Raw genomic sequence first — 20,196 nt, forward strand, 5'->3', positions numbered from 1 at the left:
GAGCGTTTGGTCAGCGCTGCGCTACGTCTGCGAGCGCCGTGCGGCAGGGCGAGGAAAGCTTCTCGGCATTCTGTCTAAGGCAGGCGGCGATACGACCTTCACCCCTCTCGACACCGTTGCAATAGGTCTTGAGATCAGTGCGGCAGGCGCGTGCGACCGCAATCGCCATCTGGCGCATCTCGGGCGAGACCTGCGTCTGGGCGGATGCCGTACCGGCAAGTGTCGCGAGGAACAGGGCGAGAAGCGTCGGGGTGAACAGGATTTTTCGAATCATCGGGATAGTCCTTCGGTTCTGGTGATGGAGCTGGTTTCGGGCGGCAGACTGTCATTGACAGCCGGCGGCGGCTTGGGCGAAGTGCTTGGTAGAGGGCCGACCGGTCCGAACAGCACGCGGAGCTTCTTGCCTATATTCGGCGCCTGGCAGACATCCCGCCAGAGCATCGCCCATTCGCCGAGAGCGATCCGGCCGGAATGGAGTGATGGCGGGCGGCCACGCAGGCCATAACGCAGCGGCTCGGTCGCCGGCGCTTCCGCGAATGTGCCGAACAGGCGATCGAAGACGATCAGGATGCCGCCGAAATTCTTATCGAGGCAGCCGGGATTGGAAGCGTGATGAACGCGGTGATGCGCCGGTGTGTTCAGCACCCATTCGAGCGGCCCGAGGCGGGGCGAAAGCTCGGTATGAATGAAGAACTGATAGGCGAGATTGAGCCCCATCATGGCGACGATACCGAACGGATGAAAGCCGACAAAGGCAAGCGGCAGGAAGAAGAGGAAATTGCCGGAAATGCTGCCCGTCCAGCCGAGCCGGATCGCGGCCGTCAGGTTGAGCTTCGTCGGTGAATGATGGACGGCATGGGTCGCCCAGAGCCAGCGGATATGGTGCGAGGCCCGATGGTGCCAATAATAGACGAGATCGACCGCAAGGAAGAGCGCCAGGGCGCCGGCGGCGCTGGTGACGTCGATATCGAACAGGCGATGCCGGTAAGCGAGCATGAAGGGCGTGGCGACAATCGCTGCTTCCACGGGGCGGAGAATGCCGTGAATGAACGCGACGCCGAAGGAGGCGGCGGATTCCTTCAGGTCATGGATATCATGCTGCGCCAGCCTGCCGATGAGGTATTCGAGCAGCATGAAGGATGCCGCGACGACAAGGATACCGCCGCGCACGGACGGATCGACGATGCTCTGGAACATGGAAGAACCTCGCTTGGTCAACAGGAACGCCCGGCGGCCTGAGCCAGGGGGTAGGAAGCCGCCGGGCGCCTGCTCAAGTCAGTAACGATGGAAACTGCCTGAGCGGGTAACGGTATTGCCGCGCGGGCCGGTTGTGGTGCGCGAACCGGTGCAAGTGCCGCCGTTGCAGGAGGCCGAGCCGCTGCGCGACATGCTGTAGCCATAGGGACCGGTGCGGGTGGTGCTGCGCGAGCAGGAGCCGGACGTGCAACTTCCGCTCGCATGCACAGAGCCGGTTCCGCGCGGGCCGCTCACCGAACCGTCGCGGGTCCAGGCATTCGCCTAACCGTCCGAAAGAAGCGCGAAAGTGCCGGCAAGCAGGCCGGCGGCGAGTGTCTTGGTCATCGTTCCATCCTCGTATGGTTTGGATCGTCACATCAATGGTCGCAGGGAATCGGCCGGTGATGCGAGGATAGGATGGTTTGCTGATGTATGCCGGTTTTGTCGTGCAGTTCTCAAAACGTAAGCTTTTGTTCTTCGCTTGTAGCATTTTGTATCGGCGGTCCGCCGCCGCTTGATTTCGTGAAACCGCTTCGCCATGGTCTCGATATGGACCGACCCGTGCCCACCATCCTGATTGTCGATGACGATGCCGAGATAAGGCAGCTCGTCGGTGATTTCCTGTCGCGAGAGGGTTACGCCGTGGAGACGGCGGAGGATGCCCGCGCCATGGACGAAATCCTCCGCCGCCGCGAGCCCGACCTGATGATCCTCGACCTTATGATGCCCGGCGAAGACGGCCTTTCAGTTTGCCGCCGCGTTCGCGCCACGCGGCCGCTGCCGATTTTGATGTTGACGGCGAAAAGTGACGAGACCGATCGTGTCGTGGGTCTGGAACTCGGTGCCGACGACTATCTCGTCAAGCCCTTCGGCCCGCGCGAGCTCCTGGCGCGCGTCCGGGCGCTTCTGCGACGGGCTTCGCCGCAACCCTTCCAGCCGCCGAGCCGTCGCTTCGCCTTCGACCGTTTCGTCGCCGATCTCGATGCCCGGCAGCTTGAAGCGGAGCCAGACGGTCTGGTGCCGCTGACGAGCGGCGAATTCGAGCTTCTCTCCTGTTTCGTGCTGAGGCCGCGCCGGGTGCTCTCGCGCGACCAGATCCTCGACTGGACCCATGGCCGTACGGCCGATCCTTTTGATCGGACGGTCGACCTGCTCGTCTCGCGTCTGCGCAGGAAACTGGATGCGGCAAGTCCCGGCAGCAATCTCATCAATACGGTTCGCAACGGAGGTTACCTGCTGACGGTGCCGGTGCGTCAGGTGACGTGATGTTGGGCTTAAGCCTTTCCCGGAGGTTGATCGCGATTGGCGGCGCAGGCTTGCTGGCCCTGTGGATCGCGCTGATCTCCTTTTATTATCTGGCGAATGGCCTCAGTCGAACGACTTCCAATCCTCCTCCCGGGCAAATCGCAGCGATTGCCACGCTTCTGAAGAGTGAGCCGGAGGATCGGTGGCCCTTGCTGATCGATGCCGCGAGTTCACCGGTCCTCGATGTGCGGATCACCGGGACCGACTTGCCGCCCGGAGAGACTACAGATCTATGGGACAATACCGAATATCGGATTTATCGCGAAGTGCTGGGCCAAGATCTTCTTTCGATCCGCCTCCTCACGCAGGGGCGCCGGATCAGGCGGCCGCTTCTCTTCAAGGGCGTGGTGAATCCCATCCAGTTCCGTGTCCGGCTTTCGCCGGAGCGGGTCTTGGTCATGGAGACTCGCACGCCCTTCATCGTCACGTGGTTCGGCCTGCCGGTGGGGCTCGGCGCCGGCCTGATCGGTACGCTTTTCGGACTCGTGGCCATGATCGCCCTCCACCGTGAGATCCGCCCGCTGACGCGGTTGGCCGCAGCCGTCGACAGGATCGATCCGACCGGTACTCCGGTTCCCTTGCCGAAGCTGAAAGGCGCCGCACCCGAAACGCGAGCACTGGTCAATGCCTTTGAGCGGCTGCAGACGCGGCTTCATGCGATCGTCAGGGCAAGGCTCGCTCTGATTGGCGGCATACAGCACGACGTGCGGACCTTTGCGACGCGGCTCAGGCTGCGGTTGGAACATATCCCGGACGAAGTGGTGCGGGAGAAAGCCGTGGCCGACATAAACGACATGATCGAACTGCTCGACAATGCAATGCTTGCCGGTCGTGCCGGAGTCGGTGCATTGGACGAGGAGCTTTTCGACATCGTGCCGTTACTGGAGGCAGAGGTCGCCGACCGCCCGGCGACCGGAGGGCGCGTCACCTTGGCTGTCTTGCTAGCCGAGGCTGCACCGGAGACTGCAGCTGAAACCGCACTTCTGATAGGCGACCGGCTGGCACTCAGGCGCATTTTCGCGAACCTGATTGACAACGCACTGAAATATGGCGGCGTGGCACATCTGAGGCTGATGGTTGAAGGAGAATGGCTGCGGCTGACGATCGATGATGAGGGGCCAGGTATTCCGAGCGACCAGCGGGAAATCCTGATGGAGCCTTTCGTTAGAGCGTTTCCCTTTCATGCTGGATCGTATCCGCATGATGTGAAGAAATTGCGCGCCTCCTGAGGCTCGATGAGGTCGAGCAGTTTTCCGATCCTGTCCCAAAGGCCCGATACGGTGCGCTCTGCCGCCTTGCGTAGGAGCGCTTTGAGCTTTGAGAATGCCTTCTCTATGGGATTGAAGTCTGGGCTGTAGGGCGGGAGGAAGAGCATGCGCGCACCGGCAGCCTCGATCATCTCACGCGCCGCCGGTCGCTTGTGGCTGGAGAGATTGTCAAGGATGACGACATCGCCAGGCTTCAGGGTCGGCACAAGAACCTGGGCGACATAGGCCTCGAACCATTCTCCGTTGATCGGCCCGTCGATGACGAGCGGCGCAACCATTCCTGTGCTGCGCAAGCCAGCCACCAGCGTCGTGGTCTTGCGGTGGCCGTGCGGGAAGCCCATTCGCAGGCGCTCTCCCTTCCTGCATCGTCCGTGGGTGCGCGCCATGTTCGTCGCGGTCCAGGTTTCGTCGATGAAAACGAGCTTGGCAGGATCAAGGTCCAGTTGATCATCGAACCACTGCTGACGTTGTTCCAGGACGTCGGGACGGCTTTGCTCTACCGCGTGGCCAGTCTTTTTTTGCGAGTCTGGCCGTGCCGGACAAGAAACCGGTGCAAAGCCGATTTGCTGATCGTGATGCCCTGGGCAGAAAGCGTGTCACGCAGCTCGAACAAGGTTCCATCGCGGTGCTCAGCGAGCCATGCCATGATCGCCTCGCGATGGGCCTCTGTCTTTCGGGAATTTCGATCTCCGCCAAGAGGACCAGGTCGCACGTCGCCCTGGTGAAGTTGCAGATTTCGCCAGCGGCTGACGCTTGCGGCACTCACGCCGAACCGTTCAGCAGCTTCTCGGTGGGTCGCACCAGCGGAAACAGCAGCAAGCACGCGAACACGCAGATCGACTGAAAGGGCTTTCGACATATCCGCCGACCTCCATCGGCAGATAGTTTGAATCAGACAGCGCCTGATTTGCAAAGCCCACAAAGATTCAATCAGTCAGGGAAACGCTCTAGGCTCGAAACATCACGCGCTCGCAAGACCGGTGGGGCCGGCCTCGGCCTTGCGGTGGCCCGCAATTTGGTGGAGGCGCATGGCGGAACACTGGCGATCGACGATGCTCCGGTCCGCGGAGCGAGGATCATCGTGCGGTTGCCGCTGTTTCGGAGCTGAAGCCTGCCTTGATTATCAAGACTGTGCAACTCAGAGTGGGCAGAGGGGTTTTGAGACGAGCATAAACGCCCTGCGCTGCCATAAGCTGAACTGCGGCGCGGGGCGTTCTCCGTCGGATCGCCGACATGGCAGAGTTCGATTGCGGGCAGCGATCAGTCGAATTCTGCAGCCTGGGCAAGAGCCGTGCTGGTTTGCGCGAGGTTCACGCTTGCGATCACCGACATGCCGGGGACGAGCCTGTCGGTCAGCGGCTGTTGCGGCTCGATGGCGATCCGGACCGGAATGCGCTGGGCCACCTTGGTGAAATTGCCGGTGGCGTTGTCGGCCTTGATGACCGAGAATTCTGACCCGGTGGCCGGCGCGAAACGTTCGATCCGGCCTGCGAATTTCTGATGCCCGAGAGCATCGACGGTGAAGACGACTTCCTGCCCCGGCCGCATGCCGGCAAGCTGGGTCTCCTTGAAATTGGCGACCACCCAGACATGATCGGGCACAACCGAGCCGATCTGCGTGCCGACCGAGACGTACTGGCCGATCCGGCCCGTCATCTCGCCGAGCGTGCCGTCCTGCGGCGCTGTGATGCGTGTATTGGCCAGATCGATCTCCGCGAGCTCCACAGCGGCCTTGGCGCTTTCGACGCTGGCTTCCAGGGAACGGCGGCTGACGACGATCGTGTTCAGATCCTGTTCTGCGACGAGCTCGGCGGCTTCCGCCTGATGCACCGCGGCCTGCGCCTGGTTGAAGGCCGCGCGGTTCTTCTCGGCTTCGCTCCGGCTGGCGATGTTCTTTTCCAGAAGGCCTTCGGTGCGCTCGTAGGTCGTCCGGGCAACCTCGAGAGCGGCATTGGCGCTTTCCACTGCCGCCTTGGCAGAGGCGATCTTGGCTTCCGCCGACTTGTGGCTCTGTTCGGAATTGGCGAGCGCGGCTTCGGCGGCTGCAAGCGTTGCCTTCGCCTGCTCCAGCTTCTGGGTATAGATGCGGTCGTCGATCCGGGCGATGAGGTCCCCTTTCTTGACCCTCTGATAGTCCTGCACGGGTACGTCCACGAGATAGCCGGCAAGCTGCGGGCTGAGCAATGTCACCTGGCCGCGCACATAGGCGTCGTTGGTCATCTCGACCGAGCCGTGAAAGGGCGGCAGGTTCCAGGCGTAAAGCACGAGGAATACGCCGGCGATACCGGCGATCATGGCCACGTAGGTGGCGATGGAACGAAAAAGTTTGGTCATGGCAATAGCGTTCTGTTCTTCTTGAATGTCCTTCAGGCGGCTGCGGGCATCGGGTTTGAATTCGGGAGGAAATGTTCGCGGTTGCGCCAGGCGACGTGAACGCAGAGGCAGCCGAATGCCGCGAGCGACAGGTATGCGGTGAGCAGAAAGGAGTCGTTATAGGCGAGCGCATAAGCCTGTTGCTGCACCTGTCTTGCAAGGAGCGCAGTGCCCTGAACCGTCTGCTGGTTCGGGTCGGTCAGCACCTTGCCGTAGGCGCCGCCGAGCTGTTTCAACCGGGCTGCGACCAGCGGATCCGTGGACGTGAGCTGCGAGACGAGCCGGAAGGAATGGAACTGCTCGCGCCATTGCACGAACGTGCCGTAGAGCGCGCTGCCAAGGTAACCGCCGATCTTCTGCGTGGCGAGGAAGACGACGATGAAAGAGAGGATATAGCTCGGGCCGCGCTTCAGCGCCGCGCCCATGCCTACGGCAAGCGCCGGCGGCAGGAAAAGGCCGCTTGCGAAGCTCACCAGGAACTGGCTCACATACATTTGCTCCGGCCGGGTGAGGGTCGTCGACCGGCTGTCCATATAGCTGCCGATGGCGACGAAGAGCAGCGAGACTGCATGGATCGCCGATGCCCGGCCCGGCTTCATGATGGCGGCACAGACGATCCCGGAGACGATCGAACCGGCGAGGATGACCCAATAGAGGCCGGCCATCTGCTCGTTCAGCATGCCGGCATTGCGCAGGAAGTTGATGGCGCCGCTCGACTGCTCCGAAAGCGCGATACGGAAGACCAGCAACGCGCCGGTGAAATGCAGGATTTCGCGGGAGGTAAGCCAGCGGATGTCGACCAGATGGTTTCTCCGGTTGAGTTCGATCATTGCGAAGATGGCCGACGCGATGATTCCGGCGATGATCGGGAGGGCGAGCCAGTCTGTGGCCGTCCACCAGTAGAGCCGGCCGACCGTGAGGACGACCGCGAAGCAGCCAAGCGCAATCGCCAGGAAGATGTAGCTCACCACGTCGAGGCTGCTGATCACCTTCGCGCGGGGCGGGGAATTGAGCGGCAGGAGGTAGACGAGGCCGAGCGAGACCATGGCAAGCCCCATCTCGACCACATAGAGCGCGTGATAATCGCCAAGATCCAGCAGCGTCGGCGAGATGAGTCCGGTGATGGGAGCCGGGATGGCAAGCGCCGTCAGTGCAATACACAGCCCGATGTTCATCTTCCTCGCTGGCGGAATGGCCTCGAGAATGTAGAGGAAGCCGAGCGAGGTCATGGGAGCCGCGGCGACACCCGCGAAGAAGCGTAGGACCAAGGCGCTATGATAGCTGTCCACCCAGAAGTGGGCGAGGCAGACGAGCACATAGGCGACGACTGCCACCTCGGCGAAATTCCTCAGGCCGTATTGGGCGCGCACCTTGAAGAGCAGCAGCGTCAGGCTGGCGTTGGGAAAGAGATAGGCTGCCATCAGCCAGGTGGTTTCGACCTGGGTGAGGCTCATCGGGCCGGCGATCTGCTGCAGGTTGGTGGAGATGAAGCTCAACCCAAGTCCCTGGGTCAGCGCGATCAATGTGCCGGCGACGATGTAGGCGACCGTCATCGCGGGCGATTTCGGTACGAAGGCAGCCGGCGCCGGAGCCACGGGGGACGCGGGAGCAGCAACCGGCTCCGACTGCGTTTCGGAGAGACGAGCGGGTTCGGCCGGCTTCGCGTGCCCGCTGAAGTCCGGCCGTATGATCACTGCATCCTCTTGTCTCGCTGCAACTTCACGCGGGGACATGGATATCGTCCATTTCCGCGACATTGGCCGAGATGCGTTCGAAAAGGGCAATGCTGGCACGCAGCTCTTCCGGGTCGATATCGGCAAAGACCTGCATGCGCAGGCCCTCGCCGATCGACTGCACGAGCGCGGCCTGTTCCTCGCCGTAGGGGGTCAGCACGATCAGCTTGACGCGGCGGTCGCTGGCGTCCGCCCGGCGTTCGATGAGACCGTTTTCCTCCATTCGGTCGAGAAGCCGCACCATGGTCGCCTGTTCCAGTTCCAGCTCGCAGGCAAGCTCGCTCTGGGTCATGTTCTGCTTCTTGGAAAGCCGCAGCAGTGTGCGGGCGCGGGGATAGGTGAGCCCATGCGCCGTGACCTGCTGATTGAAGGCCGTGCGAATCTTGCGGCTCACCTTGGTGAGCGATTCCAGGAATTCGGAGCTGATCGGATCAGGTTTCATTGGGTGCTTAATGTTAGTGCGCTAAGTTTCTTATTGATACTTAGCATGCCAACTATTCCGTTTCAAGGGGAATTGGAAAAGGGACCCCATCGAAGATGGGAAGAGACGGTGAAACCGCGCCGTGAGGGAGCCAGGTCCTCGTCATGTTACTCTGCCGCTTCGGCTTCCTTGATCCGTTCTTCCGTGGCCTGCATTTTTCGCCCGGCAAGTACGTCGCCGGCGTTCTGCGGGAGCCGGAAGAAGGAAAAGCAGGACGAGGCCGAGATCGCCGCAACGATGATGAAGGCCATCGCGAAAGCGTGGTTCGTCAGTGTTTCCGAGCCGCCGGAATAGAATTGCAGCAGGATCGCCGAGATCGCGACGCCGACGCTCTGGGCGATGCGCTGCGCCATCTGCGAGAGCGAGGTCGCGTGGCTCATCTCCGCTTCGTCCGTTTCGGCAAACGCAATCGTGTTGAGCGCGGTGAATTGCAGTGCGCGGAAGAAACCCGCAATCAGGATGACGACGATCATGATCATCGGCGCGGTGCCGGGCGTGAAAAGCGCACAGAGAGCCATGGAGAAGCTGGCGATCAGCGCGTTCCAGAAGAGCACGCTGCGGAAGCCGAAACGGTGCAGGATGCGCTTGGTGATCGTTCGCATGCCGAAGGCGCCGATGGTCGAAACGAAGGTGATGGCGCCGGATTGCAACGGCGTGTAGCCGAACACTTCCTGCATCAGGAGCGGCAGCATGAAGGGTAGCGCGCCCATGCTGATCCGGAAGAGCGACCCGCCGGCAAGGCTGGCGCGGAATGTGGGATGGCGGAAGAGCTTCAGATCGAGGATCGGATCTTTGGTCCGGCGCGCATGCAGGATGTAGAGCGCGAGCGCGGCCAGGCCCGTCGCAGTCAGGATCAGCGGCCCGGCATTCATCCCGCGAGCGAAGGAATCGAGACCGAAGATGACCGCGCCGATGCCGATGCCCGTGAGGACAAAGCCGGTAAAATCGAAAGCGGTACGTTCGACCGGAGGGATTTCATCGATCAGCATCAATGTCAGCGCGATCGCGATGATTCCGACCGGCAGGTTGATCCAGAAGATCCAGTGCCAGGAACTAATGCCGATGATGAAGCCGCCCAAAAGCGGGCCGATCGCGGGACCGATCACGGCGGGCATGCTCATCAGTACCATGGCCGAGACGAGTTCCTCGCGCGGCACGGAGCGCACGAGGATGAGGCGCGCCGTTGGCAGCATCAGCGCGCCCCCGAAGCCCTGCAGCATGCGGGCAGCAATCAGCATTGCCAGGCTTGTCGAGGCGGCGCAGAGGAGCGAGGCAAGGGTGAAAAGGCCGATCGCCCAGCAGAAGACGATGCGGGCGCCGAAGCGGTCCGCAAACCAGCCGCTGACCGGCAGGAAGACACCCAGCGAAAGCATGTAGACGGTGATCGTCGAGTGGAGTGCGACCGGCGGTTCGCCGAGCGCATCTGCGATCGAAGGCAGGGCGGTTGTGATCGCGGTCGAATCGATCTGCTGCATGATGAGGGCCGACGCGACGATCAGCGGCACGGTCTTGCGCGTTTCCAATTGATTGTTCTCTTCTGCTTTATCGTCATCATACGCGCCGAAATGCCGCTTTGCCGGACCCTCAGGCTGCTCCCCCCGCGGGGAATGCCCGCTTGCCTAAGCGTTCTTGCGTGTTCTTCTATATGGAACGACGGTCCGTTATATGGTATTCCTTCATGGATCGGGCTGTCAACGGCATGTTCCGGACGCCTGCGGTGGAGTAGTGATGGGAGTGGCGATGGGAACGGAAATACCGGACGTGGACGAAGAAGGACAGAAGGCCCGGCTTTCCTCGGTATCGATGGCGATCCGGATTCTAAAAGCCTTTTCGGGCGACGATGCCGAGATTGGCATCAGCGAGCTTGCCAAGCGTCTCGGGATTGCCAAGAGCACCGTCCACCGCCTTGTCGTGACCCTGATGGCGGAGGATTTTCTCGACAAGAATCCGGAAACCGGTCGCTACCGGCTTGGCCTCGGGCTTTTCGGCCTCGGCTCGCTGGTCCGCCACCGCATGGATCTGTCGACGGAAGCGCGCACCCTGCTGGCGGATCTGCGCCAGGAGACGGGCGAAACGGTGCTGCTTGCGGTGCCGGCCGGGCGGGAGATCATGTATATCCGCACCCTGGCGTCCCGCCAGGCCGTGCGCATCAGTACCGAGATGGGCATGCGGGTGCCCTATCATTGCACGGCGGCCGGCCGGGCGATCCTCGCCTTCCAGCCGGAGAACCGCGTCGCCACCGTCACGACGGCGCTGATGCCGGTCCGCACGCCGAAGACGGTCACCGATCCGGACAGGTTCCGGAAGCTGCTTGCCAACATCCGCCGCCAGGGATACGCGATCGAAGACGAGGAAAGCGAACTCGGCATGCGCGCCATCGCAGCGCCGATCTACGACGCCCAATCGGAAGTGGTCGGCTCGGTCGCCATCGCAGGACCGGTCCAGCGTCTGTCGCTCAGGAACCTCAACGGTCTTGCCGAGCCGCTGCTTTCCACGGCGCGGGCAATTTCCGTCCGCCTCGGATACCGCGGTTCGTTGGGCTCCGGAGAACTCTGACGATTTACTGTCGAAAAGGGGGTTGTCGGCGGCTTCGAATGCCCTAGGTGAAACGTTGAACCGTTCGGTTCGATCATCTCGGCGCACGTCTGTCCTGACGCGTCACCGACCTTTTCTTCCTGGGGAGGTCTCATGGAAACCCGCTGTCCCAAGCGCCCGACGCGGCGCCAATTCCTGTCTTCTGTCGCATTTACCGTTCTTGCCGGCTCCGCAGCGCCGGTGCTTGCCCGCAGCATTTCCGGCAGTCTGCCCTGGGAGGCGCGTTCCGCCGATCCGCCGGTACAGGTGAGGCCGGGAGGCTGGCTGTTCTTCACCCAGGAGGAGGTCGCAACCATGGAGGCGGTCGTCGATCGGCTGGTCCCGGCGGACGACCTGTCGATCGGCGGCAAGGAAGCCGGATGCGTCGTATACCTGGACCGGCAGCTCGCAGGTTCCTATGGTGCGTCGAGCCGTCTCTACACCGGCGGCCCCTTTCTTCCCGGATTGCCGACCCAGGGATACCAGAAGCCGGAAACGCCGGCGGAACGTTACCGGGCCGGTCTTGCAGGCCTCAATGCCTGGACGCGGGACAACAAGGGTGGCAAGCGCTTCTCCGAGCTGTCGCCGGACGAGCAGGACGTCGTGCTCAAGGATCTCGAGGCCGGCAAGATCAGCATTTCCGAGCATCTGGACGCGAAGTCCTTCTTCAACCTGATGCTGAGCAATACGATGGAAGGCTTCTTCGCCGATCCGATCTATGGCGGCAACAAGGACATGGCTTCGTGGAAGATGCTGGGGTTCCCCGGTGCGCGATACGACTATCGCGACCACGTGACGAAACATAACCAACCCTATCCCTTGCCTCCGGTTTCAATCGCAGGCTCGACGGAATGGATCACCAGGTAGGGACGCAAAGATCATGACCACAATTCTGCCCCGCAAGGACGTCGTCATCGTCGGCCTTGGCTGGACGGGCGCCATCCTTGCCCATGAACTGACCGAAGAAGGACTTGACGTAGTCGCCATCGAACGCGGCCCCTGGCGCGATACGGCCACGGATTTCAACATCGGCTATGCCCAGGACGAACTGCGATACGCCATTCGCAAGGACCTCTTCCTGCAGCCGGTCGTCGAAGCGATGACCATGCGTAACAACACGTCGCAGACGGCGTTGCCGATGCGCGACTACGGCTCCTTCCTGCCTGGCAATGGCGTCGGCGGTGCCGGCGTGCACTGGAACGGCCATACCTGGCGGTTCTGGGATACCGATTTCCGCATCGCCGATCATCTCAGCGAGCGATATGGAGCCGGCAAGATCGCCGAACTGCAATTGCAGAACTGGGGCGTCACGGCGCATGAGATGGAGAGCGCCTTCGACCGCTTCGAATATCTCGCCGGCATTTCCGGCAGGGCGGGCAACATCAAGGGGCAGATCCAGGAGGGCGGCAACCCATTCGAGGACCCGCGCGCCCGCGACTATCCGCTGCCGCCGATGCAGATGACCTATGCGCCCACGCTGTTTGCCGAGGTCACCAGATCGGTGGGCCTGCATCCGTTTCCGACGCCTTCGGCGAACCTGTCGCAGGATTATATCAACCCGCTCGGCATCGCCATGGGCCAGTGCACCATGTGCGGCTTCTGCGAACGTTTCGGTTGCGCCAACTATTCGAAATCTTCCGCCCAGACGACCGTCCTGCCGGTCCTGATGAAAAAGAAGAATTTCGAGGTCCGCACCGACTCGGAAGTGCTGCATGTCGATCTCGACGCTTCGAAGGCGCAAGCCCGTGGCGTCACCTATGTCGACACGTCCGGTGAGGAATTCTTCCAGCCGGCCGACCTCGTGCTGCTCTGTGCCTACGGTCTGCACAATGTCCGGCTAATGATGCTCTCGGGCATCGGCCGGATCTATGATCCGAACACGGGCGAGGGCACGGTCGGACGGAACTACTGCTACCAGACCAATTCCGGTGCGCAGGTCTTCTTCGACGACAAGAACTTCAATCCGTTCATCGCCGCCGGCGCACTCGGCCAGACGCTGGACGACTACAACGGTGACGTCGTCGATCACGGTCCGCTCGATTTCGTCGGCGGTGCGGGCGTCAACTGCATCCCGACCAACGGGCGTCCGATCTCGACCCGCCCGACGCCGCCCGGCACGCCGCGCTGGGGGTCGGCCTGGAAACAGGCAACGGTAAAGGCCTACAAGGCAACGCTCGGCTTCTCGTCCCAGGGGTCGAGCTATCCGACCCGCGGCAACTATCTCGACCTCGACCCGACCTATACGGACCGGTTCGGACGACCGCTGCTCAGGATCACCTTCGATTTCCCGGATAACGACATCCGCATGTCGAACTGGGTTTCGGATCGGCTGGAGGAGATCGCCAAGACCTTCGGCGGGCGGCAATACGTCGTCAACAGGCGCAAGAAGGGCTGGGATTCGGTTCCCTACCAGAGCACCCACAATACCGGCGGGGCGATCATGGGGGATAATCCCGCAACCAGCGCCGTCAACAAATACCTGCAGAGCTGGGACGTGCCCAATGTGTTCGTCGTCGGCGCATCCGCCTTTGCGCACAATGCCGGCAAGAACCCGACCGGAACGGTGGGTGCGCTCGCCTATTTCACGGCAGACGCCATCCGTCAGCAATATCTCCGCAACCCGGGTCAGCATCTGGTGTCGGCATGAAGAAGATCGTCTTTACCTTAAGCCTTGCCGCCGGTGCGCTTTCCGCCGGTCTTGCCTTTTCCCAGGCACCCGACGATGCTTCCAAGATCATCCGCGGCCGTTATCAGGCGATCCTGGCGGACTGTGCTGCCTGTCACACCGCGCCGGGGGCCAAACCGCTTTCCGGCGGTCTTCCGCTCGAAACGCCTTTCGGGCAATTGATCCCGCCGAACATTACGCCGGACAAGGCGACCGGTATCGGCAACTGGACGGAGGAGGATTTCCATCGGGCGCTGAAGGCGGGCATCGGGCACGACGGCAAGAGGCTCTATCCCGCCATGCCTTATCCCGCTTATACGAAGATGAAGGATGAGGATATTTCCAGCCTCTGGTCCTATCTGCGCACCGTGGAGCCGGTCTTCAACCCGGTCGATGCCAACCAGTTGCCGTTCCCGTTCAACATCAGGCTTTCGATGCTGGGCTGGAACATGATCAATTTCGAAGGCGGCGCGTTCAAGCCCGACCCGTCGAAATCGCCGGAATGGAACCGCGGCGCCTATATCGTCCAGGGACCCGGCCATTGCGTCACCTGCCATTCGCCGAAGACATTTCTCGGCGCGGACAAGACCACGGAAGCTTTGCAGGGCGCTTCGCTGCAGGGATGGTATGCGCCGAACATCACCGGCAATCCCTATATCGGGATCGGCAGCTGGAGCGAGGATGAGATCGTCCAATACCTGAAGAGCGGGGCGAACGGCCATACGATCGCATCCGGTCCGATGGCCGAGGCGATCCAGGCCTCGACCTCGCTGATGACCGACGCTGATGTGAAAGCGATCGCGACCTACCTCAAGAGCACCGAGGGCGGCTCGGCCGACAAGCCGCAACCGGTCGCTGCCAGCGATCCGCATATGACGGCGGGTGCTGCGATCTACCACGACACCTGTTCGGCCTGTCACGGCGGCGGCGGGAAAGGCGCGCGCCAGCTTTTCCCGGCGCTGGCGGGAAGTGCGATCGTGCAGCAGCCGAGTGCGGAAACGCTCGTCCGCCTCGTACTGAACGGCAGCCAGGGGGTGCATACGCCGGAAGCAAAGACGCAACCGTCGATGCCGTCGCTCGGTTGGCGGCTGTCGGACCAGCAGGTGGCCGACGTGCTGACTTACATCCGCAACAGTTGGGGCAATGCCGCGCCCGCGGTGCAGGCCTCCGATATCGCCAGCCGTCGCTGAAACGCAACCAGGCGCCGGCGAGGCGTCAGAGACCGCTAACAACCCGCCACCAGTTTTCCACGTCATTCTTATCTATGCTGGCCGTGTCGATTTGTTAGATTGAGGGGGTCGGGAGCGTACCTTGGTCATCTTTGGTAGTGAGAAACGGTGGCCGAGCCCGGTAGGCTGCCGTTCCGACTTTTGTCACCCGAACAGTTGATCGGGAGGCCGTTGGCGCGGCGATCCCGCAGGATAAGGACGGGCCTCATGACGATAGCATCTTGCATCGTCGGAATCGACGTTTCCAAACAATGGCTGGATTGCTTTCTTCATCCGACTGGCCGACGAAGCCGGTTTTCCAACGACGCGAAAGGGCACGATGCCTTCCTGGCACAGCTGGGCGGACGGCAGGGCTTCTGTGTCCTTGAAGCGACCGGTCGTTACGATCGGGCTCTGTGCCTTCGGCTGCATGAAGCCGGACAGCCCTTCCACCAGGCCAACCCACGCAAGGCGCGTCAGTTTGCCCAGGCCGCCGGTTTCCTGGCCAGGAGCCAGGATCGACCGGGTCGATGCCCACATTCTGGCGCGCTATGGCGTGACGATGGACTTGCCGGCACAGGTGCGACCGGAGCCGGAGCGGCTGGAACTGCGCGACCTGATGGAACGCCGTGACCAATTGGTGGAGATGCGCCAGTCTTGGGGCCGCTGTATGCGGCCCCATTTCTGCATCAGATTGCAGCTGTCTCTGCGATGCCGTTCAATTCCACCACTGCATCCTGCGGCAGTTCCAGTTCGGCAGCGGCCAGATTTTCCCGCAGATGTGCGACTGAGGATGTGCCGGGGATCAGCAGGATGTTCGGCGCCCGCTGAAGCAACCAGGCGAGAGCAACCTGCATGGGCGTTGCATCCAGCCTTGCCGCGACATTCGAAAGGGTGGCGGACTGCAAGGGCGTGAAGCCGCCGAGAGGGAAAAAGGGAACATAGGCGATCCCCTCGGCTGAAAGCTCATCGATCAGCCGGTCATCGTCCCGATGAACCAGATTGTAGTGATTCTGCACGCAGACGATGTCGACGATCCGCCGTGCCTCGGCGATCTGGGTCCGTGTAGCGTTGCTGAGGCCGATGTGCCGCACCAGTCCTTGTTCCTGCAGCTTCGCAAGAGCCGTGACCTGCTCCTCGATGGAGCCCTCGACTGGCCCGTGAATGCCGAAGATGATCCTGAGGTTGACGACCTCCAATGCGTCGAGGCCGAGATTGCGCAGGTTGTCGTGGACCTGGGCGGTGAGTTCTTCGGGTGTGAAGGCGGGGATCCAGGCTGCATCATCGCCGCGACGGGCGCCGATCTTGGTGACGATCGTCAGGTCGTCGGGATAGGGGCGAAGCGCTTCGCGGATCAGCTGGTTGGTGACGTGCGGACCGTAGAAGTCGCTGGTATCGATATGGTCGACACCGGCGAATACCGCCTCGCGCAGCACCGTCAGGGCCATTTCGCGATCCTTCGGCGGCCCGAACACGCCGGGTCCGGCAAGCTGCATTGCGCCATAGCCGAGGCGTTTTACGGTGCGGTCGCCGAGCCCAAAGCTGCCGGCCTTCTGGATATGCGTCATGATCTCTCTCCTTTGCGGCGAGTTTGATTGCCGATGGGGACGAGATAGGCGCTGTTCTCTGGCCAGATAATCCGATACAATCGGCACAGCTTGTGCGGAAAGGCGAACAATGGGGTTGGACCTTGGAGATCTGGGCGCCTTCGTCACGGTTGCCCGCGCCAGGGGCTTTCGCGAGGGAGCGAGAGCCAGCGGCGCCAGCGCGTCGGCATTGAGCGAAGCAGTGCGTCGGCTGGAAGCCCAGCTCGGCGTGCGCCTCCTCAACCGAACCACCCGAAGCGTTGTTCCGACGGAGGCGGGCGCGGGCCTGCTCGAACGTCTCGGTCCGGCGCTGGCCGAAATGGAGACGGCGCTCGATGTGGTGAACGGCTACAGGGAAAAGCCGGCCGGGCTGCTGCGCCTCAACGTTCCCGTGGGCGTCGCCCGGCTGGTGCTGCCCAGGATTGTCCCACCCTTCCTGCAGGCCTATCCCGATATTCGGCTGGAGGTGATCGCCGAAGACAGTTTCGTCGACGTTCTCGCGGCCGGCTGCGACGCCGGCATCCGCTACGATGAACGGCTGGAACAGGACATGATCGCCGTGCCGATCGGTCCGAGGACACAACGCTTTGCCACGGCCGCATCTCCTGCATATCTCAAGCGCCACGGGCGGCCTGAACATCCCCGCGACCTGCTCAATCACGCCTGCCTGCGCGGACGGTTTTCAAGCGGTGTCATCCCCGCGTGGGAATTCGAGCGTGAGGGCGAGGTCGTGCGCATCGATGCGGGAGGGCCACTCGTCGTGCGGCCGGCCGGCGGCGTCGAACTGGCAATCGAGACCGCTATCCAGGGTTTGGGCATTATCCATCTGTTTGAAGACTGGCTGCGGCCGTATCTGGAGAGCGGTGCGCTGGAACCGGTGCTGGAACCGTGGTGGCAGCCCTTCTCCGGTCCGTTTCTCTATTATCCCGGCCGACGGCTGGTGCCGGCCCCGCTGCGGGCCTTCATCGATTTCATGAAGGATTACTCCGGATCCGGGTGGCATGCCGATGAGGCCGTGCCAGCGGTTGTGCAAGGTGCAAACGGCTCGAAATCTGCTTTACGTACCTCAGAATCTTCGTTAGCCTGATCTCGGGAGGAAATTCAGGTGCATGTAATCATCGATCATGACGTCCGCGCCATGAGGGCTGTCACGGCTGGATGCGCCTTTGTGCGCGTGATTCCGAGTGTCCCGCGATGACTGCGGCCGAGGTCAGTTCTTCCGTTCCGCTCATGGAGGCAATGGGCCTTTCCAAGACGTTCGGCATCGTCGAGGTCCTGAAGGATATCAACCTCACCGTCCGGGCAGGCGAGGTGCACGCGATCATCGGCGAAAACGGCGCCGGCAAATCGACGCTCATGAAGATTCTCGCCGGCAACCTGGCTCCCAGTCGGGGCGAGATCAGGATGGATGGCGAGGCGGTCAGCTTCTCCGGTCCGGTGGATGCGGAGCGCCGTGGAATCGTGCTGGTGCACCAGGAAATCCTGCTTGCGCCCGACCTCACGGTCGCCCAGAACATCTATCTGGGCCGCGAGCTCAGGAAGGGGATCGGCGTCGACGATCGCACCATGGACGAAGGGGCCGCGAACGCCATCCGCGATCTCGGCGGCGATATCGATCCGAATGCCATCGTCTCGCGCCTGTCGATCGCCCAGCGCCAGATCGTCCAGATCGCCCGTGTGCTGCTCGTGCCGCATCGCATTGTCATCTTCGACGAGCCGACCGCCTCGCTCACGCCGCACGAAACCGAGGCGCTCCTGAAGGTCATCAGGGATATCCGCGCCAAGGGCGTCGGCGTGCTCTACATCTCCCACCGCCTGCCGGAGGTGAAGGAGATTGCCGACCGCGTAACGGTGCTGCGCGACGGACGCCTCGTCGCCTCCCATGCGGCGAGCGAACTGCAACCCGCCGACATGGCACGCCTCATGGTCGGCCGCGATGTGGCCAAGCTCTATCCGGATCGCCACGCCGCGGAAGTCCGGGAAACAGTGCTGGAGGTCGAGCACCTCAACGTTCCGGGCTATGCGCAGGATGCGTCCTTCAAGCTGCGAAAGGGCGAGATCCTCGGCTTTGCGGGCCTTGTCGGCGCCGGCCGAACGGAATTGATGGAAGGGCTTGTCGGCCTTCGCCCGAGCCGCGGCACCGTGCGCCTCAATGGCCAGCCGGTCGATTTCCGCCAGGTCCATACGAGCCTCAAGGCCGGCGTTGCCTATCTCTCCGAAGACCGCAAGGGCAAGGGCCTGCTGCTCACCAAGGATCTGCGTGTCAACCTGACGCTCGCCTCGCTCGGTAAATTCGTCGGCGCGTTGCAGATCGACCGGAAACGCGAGAGCGAAGCGCTCGACCAGGCGATCCGCGACTTCGACATCCGCACCGGCGCCAGGGACATCCTGGCCGGCCAGCTTTCCGGCGGCAACCAGCAGAAGCTTTTGATCGCCAAGATGATGATGCTCGATCCGCAGGTCGTCATCATCGATGAGCCGACGCGTGGTATCGATATCGGCAACAAGGAACAGATCTACAAATTCATCGCCAGGCTGGCGGACGAGGGGCGTTCGATCATCGTCGTCTCCTCCGAAATGCCGGAACTGATCGGCATCTGCGACCGCATTCTCGTCATGCGGTCCGGCCGGATCGTCGGCGAGGTGACGGGAGAACACATGAACGAGAACGAGATCGTCCAGCTTGCGACGGGCGTCAAATCCGGGGAGGCTGCTTGATGAGTTCCGTCGCCACCGAAACCACCAAGGCGCCGAAGACCTCGAAGGACTGGGACATGGCGGCGGTCGCGCCGTTCATCGCGCTGGCGCTCCTCCTGGTGCTCGGTTATTTCGCGAACCCGAACTTCATATCGGTCGCGAACCTGATGAACGTCATCACCCGCAGCGCCTTCATCGCGATCATCGCGCTCGGCGCGACCTATGTGATCTCGTCGGGCGGGCTCGACCTTTCCGTCGGCTCGATGGTCGCTTTCGTCGCCAGCCTGATGATCCTGTTCATGAATTCCGGCACCATCGCTGACCCGCTGTTCATGCTGATCACCGCCATGCTGGTGGCGCTCGCGCTTGGCGCGGCCTGCGGGCTCTTCAACGGGCTGATCACCACGATCGGCCGCATCGAGCCTTTCATCGCCACGCTCGGTACGATGGGCATCTACCGGGGGCTGACGACCTGGCTTTCCCAGGGCGGTGCAATCACGTTGCGCGACCGCGAGTTGCAGGCGCTCTACCGGCCGGTCTATTTCGGCTCCATCGCCGGCATTCCGGTGCCGATCATCATCATCTTCGTCACCGCTGCGATCGCCGCCTTCGTGCTCTACCGCACCCGTTACGGCCGGCATGTGATCGCAGTCGGGTCCAACGAGGACGTGGCACGCTATTCCGGCATCTCGGTCAACCGCGTGCGCACCATCGCCTATGTCGTGCAGGGGCTGTGCGTGGCGGTGGCCGTGCTCCTCTACGTGCCGCGCCTCGGCTCGACATCGGCCACCACGGGCATCCTTTGGGAACTGCAGGCGATCACCGCTGTGGTGGTCGGCGGCACGGCACTCAGGGGCGGCGTCGGCCGCATCTGGGGGACGGTCTGCGGCGCCTTCATCCTGGAGATCGTCGGCAACATCATGCTGCTTTCGAACTTCGTCAGCGAATATCTCATCGGCGCGATCCAGGGGGCGATCATCATCATCGCCATGCTGGTACAGCGCTCGCTGATGCGGAAGTAACAAGGAATCGAGAGAATCGGCCGGGCATATTGGGGCAGGCCCGGAACG

19 protein-coding genes are annotated in these 20,196 nt (G+C 62.4%); 10 read left to right on the top strand and 9 right to left on the bottom strand.

What is annotated here, in order from left to right:
* Positions 1 to 10 precede the first annotated feature (10 nt).
* From QEO92_RS26965 to QEO92_RS26975, 3 genes are all read right to left on the bottom strand, one after another.
* On the bottom strand, positions 11 to 274 hold the full coding sequence (locus QEO92_RS26965; protein WP_227705297.1) for a cysteine rich repeat-containing protein: 264 nt from the start codon (positions 272 to 274) through the stop codon (positions 11 to 13).
* Positions 271 to 1,197 carry a sterol desaturase family protein gene (locus tag QEO92_RS26970; RefSeq protein WP_227705298.1) on the bottom strand — a complete coding sequence of 309 codons (927 nt, stop codon included), beginning with the start codon at positions 1,195 to 1,197 and terminating at the stop codon, positions 271 to 273. The genes QEO92_RS26965 and QEO92_RS26970 overlap by 4 nt, the downstream gene beginning before the upstream one ends.
* A 78-nt stretch (positions 1,198 to 1,275) precedes the next feature.
* Complete coding sequence (locus tag QEO92_RS26975; RefSeq protein WP_227705299.1) at positions 1,276 to 1,491, bottom strand: hypothetical protein; 216 nt, start codon at positions 1,489 to 1,491, stop codon at positions 1,276 to 1,278.
* Between the two features lie 294 nt (positions 1,492 to 1,785).
* Here QEO92_RS26975 and QEO92_RS26980 point away from each other — a divergent pair, with 294 nt between their 5' ends.
* Positions 1,786 to 2,502 (top strand): response regulator, encoded by a 717-nt coding sequence (locus tag QEO92_RS26980; protein ID WP_227705300.1) that lies wholly within the window; start codon positions 1,786 to 1,788, stop codon positions 2,500 to 2,502.
* The gene (locus QEO92_RS26985; RefSeq protein WP_227705301.1) at positions 2,502 to 3,770 is read left to right on the top strand and encodes an ATP-binding protein; all 1,269 of its coding nucleotides are present in this window, start codon (positions 2,502 to 2,504) and stop codon (positions 3,768 to 3,770) included. Before QEO92_RS26980 ends, QEO92_RS26985 begins: the two co-directional genes overlap by 1 nt.
* On the opposite strand, the gene QEO92_RS26990 is transcribed toward QEO92_RS26985, so the two are convergent.
* A protein-coding gene (locus QEO92_RS26990; RefSeq protein ID WP_227705302.1) for an IS630 family transposase occupies positions 3,722 to 4,668 on the bottom strand; the annotation gives its coding sequence in 2 pieces (ribosomal slippage) (positions 3,722 to 4,320 and positions 4,320 to 4,668; 948 coding nt in all). The genes QEO92_RS26985 and QEO92_RS26990 overlap by 49 nt on opposite strands.
* Here QEO92_RS26990 and QEO92_RS26995 point away from each other — a divergent pair.
* A complete protein-coding gene (locus QEO92_RS26995) occupies positions 4,669 to 4,917 on the top strand; it encodes an ATP-binding protein (protein WP_280107547.1) in 249 nt (82 codons plus the stop codon).
* 152 nt (positions 4,918 to 5,069) lie between these two features.
* Here QEO92_RS26995 and QEO92_RS27000 read toward each other — a convergent pair whose 3' ends face one another.
* The 4 genes from QEO92_RS27000 to QEO92_RS27015 all read right to left on the bottom strand — a co-directional run bounded on the left by QEO92_RS27000 (position 5,070) and on the right by QEO92_RS27015 (position 9,919).
* Complete coding sequence (locus tag QEO92_RS27000) at positions 5,070 to 6,143, bottom strand: HlyD family secretion protein (protein WP_037145623.1); 1,074 nt, start codon at positions 6,141 to 6,143, stop codon at positions 5,070 to 5,072.
* A 32-nt stretch (positions 6,144 to 6,175) separates the two neighbouring features.
* Complete coding sequence (locus QEO92_RS27005; protein WP_037145625.1) at positions 6,176 to 7,915, bottom strand: efflux MFS transporter permease; 1,740 nt, start codon at positions 7,913 to 7,915, stop codon at positions 6,176 to 6,178.
* The gene (locus QEO92_RS27010; protein ID WP_037145627.1) at positions 7,902 to 8,357 is read right to left on the bottom strand and encodes a MarR family winged helix-turn-helix transcriptional regulator; all 456 of its coding nucleotides are present in this window, start codon (positions 8,355 to 8,357) and stop codon (positions 7,902 to 7,904) included. The genes QEO92_RS27005 and QEO92_RS27010 overlap by 14 nt, the downstream gene beginning before the upstream one ends.
* A 146-nt stretch (positions 8,358 to 8,503) precedes the next feature.
* Entirely contained in the window at positions 8,504 to 9,919 is a 1,416-nt protein-coding gene (locus QEO92_RS27015; RefSeq protein WP_227705303.1) for a DHA2 family efflux MFS transporter permease subunit, read from the bottom strand.
* 217 nt (positions 9,920 to 10,136) lie between these two features.
* Here QEO92_RS27015 and QEO92_RS27020 point away from each other — a divergent pair, with 217 nt between their 5' ends.
* The 4 genes from QEO92_RS27020 (at position 10,137) to QEO92_RS27035 (ending at position 14,825) form a co-directional block, all read left to right on the top strand.
* Positions 10,137 to 10,952, top strand: a complete 816-nt coding sequence (locus tag QEO92_RS27020) for an IclR family transcriptional regulator (protein ID WP_227705304.1) — start codon at positions 10,137 to 10,139, stop codon at positions 10,950 to 10,952.
* Positions 10,953 to 11,084: 132 nt separating this feature from the next.
* Entirely contained in the window at positions 11,085 to 11,837 is a 753-nt protein-coding gene (locus QEO92_RS27025) for a gluconate 2-dehydrogenase subunit 3 family protein (protein ID WP_227705305.1), read from the top strand.
* 13 nt (positions 11,838 to 11,850) lie between these two features.
* Positions 11,851 to 13,617, top strand: a complete 1,767-nt coding sequence (locus QEO92_RS27030; RefSeq protein WP_227705306.1) for a GMC family oxidoreductase — start codon at positions 11,851 to 11,853, stop codon at positions 13,615 to 13,617.
* Positions 13,614 to 14,825 (top strand): c-type cytochrome, encoded by a 1,212-nt coding sequence (locus QEO92_RS27035; RefSeq protein WP_227705307.1) that lies wholly within the window; start codon positions 13,614 to 13,616, stop codon positions 14,823 to 14,825. The genes QEO92_RS27030 and QEO92_RS27035 overlap by 4 nt, the downstream gene beginning before the upstream one ends.
* A gap of 707 nt (positions 14,826 to 15,532) precedes the next feature.
* Here QEO92_RS27035 and QEO92_RS27040 read toward each other — a convergent pair.
* Positions 15,533 to 16,411, bottom strand: a complete 879-nt coding sequence (locus QEO92_RS27040; RefSeq protein ID WP_227705309.1) for an aldo/keto reductase family oxidoreductase — start codon at positions 16,409 to 16,411, stop codon at positions 15,533 to 15,535.
* Between the two features lie 109 nt (positions 16,412 to 16,520).
* Here QEO92_RS27040 and QEO92_RS27045 point away from each other — a divergent pair, with 109 nt between their 5' ends.
* The 3 genes from QEO92_RS27045 to QEO92_RS27055 all read left to right on the top strand — a co-directional run bounded on the left by QEO92_RS27045 (position 16,521) and on the right by QEO92_RS27055 (position 20,148).
* Complete coding sequence (locus QEO92_RS27045) at positions 16,521 to 17,516, top strand: LysR substrate-binding domain-containing protein (RefSeq protein WP_227705310.1); 996 nt, start codon at positions 16,521 to 16,523, stop codon at positions 17,514 to 17,516.
* Positions 17,517 to 17,623: 107 nt separating this feature from the next.
* Complete coding sequence (locus QEO92_RS27050; RefSeq protein ID WP_227705311.1) at positions 17,624 to 19,147, top strand: sugar ABC transporter ATP-binding protein; 1,524 nt, start codon at positions 17,624 to 17,626, stop codon at positions 19,145 to 19,147.
* The gene (locus QEO92_RS27055; protein ID WP_037149864.1) at positions 19,147 to 20,148 is read left to right on the top strand and encodes an ABC transporter permease; all 1,002 of its coding nucleotides are present in this window, start codon (positions 19,147 to 19,149) and stop codon (positions 20,146 to 20,148) included. The genes QEO92_RS27050 and QEO92_RS27055 overlap by 1 nt, the downstream gene beginning before the upstream one ends.
* The last annotated feature ends 48 nt before the right edge of the window (positions 20,149 to 20,196 follow it).

This window comes from Neorhizobium petrolearium (assembly GCF_029854435.1).
In the GTDB taxonomy this organism is placed as follows: Bacteria; Pseudomonadota; Alphaproteobacteria; order Rhizobiales; family Rhizobiaceae; genus Neorhizobium; species Neorhizobium petrolearium.